The 1,218-nt window shown below is 67.8% G+C and carries 2 protein-coding genes; both read left to right on the forward strand.

Annotated features, from left to right (window positions below):
• A partial coding sequence (locus AC2VOP_RS10885) for a hypothetical protein (protein ID WP_486960972.1) occupies positions 1-222 on the forward strand: 222 nt, incomplete at its 5' end.
• The coding region (locus AC2VOP_RS10890; protein ID WP_486960973.1) for a glycosyltransferase family 9 protein at positions 219-1,218 on the forward strand (1,000 nt) is incomplete at its 3' end. The genes AC2VOP_RS10885 and AC2VOP_RS10890, both read left to right, overlap by 4 nt.

The raw sequence follows: 1,218 nt of genomic DNA on the forward strand, positions 1-1,218 counted from the left end.
AACAGCTCGAACTGGGCGACGCTGCAGATGGATCCGTGGATGCGGTTCCAGAACTCGGCGAAGGTGGCTCAGCTGTACATGGACAACGACCCGCAGAACCGGATCAGCCGCGTCGTGCGTGCCCAGGCGCTGCCACCCGGGCGGGGCCTGCTGCTGCGCGCAGACGGCGACGTCGAGGGAGTCCTGGTCGGGATGCCGGCCACGGCTGTCTCGCCCCAGTGAGCCCGGACGCCGCGCTGCGCGGTTTGCTCCAGGCCCGCAATCCCGCGGTGTATTTCGACGCCAAAATCGGCGACTCGATCATGGCGCTGCCGACGCTGCGGGCGCTGGGCAAGATGTTCACCGCCCCGATCACGGTGATCTGCCCGAAGGTGGCCTTCGACTTGTGTTTTCGGCAGGTGAGTGCTCGCCATGTGGAGATCCCGGGATTCCTCACCCACGGCGTGCCAGCGCATCGACCGCCGGACGTCGACGCGCTGGCAGCCCGGATCGGTCCCGTTGACCTGTTCATCGACACCGCGGTGTTGCGCTGGCCGTCCGAGACCGGGCAGGCGCTGCGGCGCCGGGTTGCTCCCGCGACCAGCATCGGCTTCGCCAACGACAACGACAACGGCGACTACGACGTCGTCGTCGCGAAGGAGGCGTGCCACTCGGTCGACCTGTGGTTCAAGCTGGCGCAGCTGTTCGATCCCGCGGCCAGGGCCGACACGTACTCCGAGCCGGTGCCCATCCCTGCATCCGTACAGCAGGAAGCCCGCGCGATGCGGGCCGGGCTGCCCGCCGGAGTCAAGGTGCTCGTCGTGCACGCCGATACCGATTGGTCCGAGAAGCGGTGGCCGGTAACCAGGTTCATCGACGTGCTGGACCGGCTTCTGGCGCGCCACCAAGACTTCGTCGCCTGGGTTGTGGGGATGGGCGAGGAGGAGCTCAACGTGGGGCACGAACGTGAACGCGTCATGCCCCGCCTCGGGCTGCCGCTGGATCTGTCGATGGGCCTGGTGGCCGAAGCGGACCTCTTTTTGGGAATCGATTCGTGCATGTTGCACGCCGCCGATCTGGCGCGGGTCCCCGGCGTGGGGCTGTTCGGGTTGACGCGATCGATGACGTGGGGGTTCCGGTTTGGGCCGCACCGCCACATCGACCGCCGGTCCATGAGCGGTATCACGGTGGCAGACGTGCTGGGCGCGGTGGAAGACCTGAGCGCCGAGCATGGCCTGA

The organism is Mycobacterium sp. TH-M106, assembly GCF_057473765.1.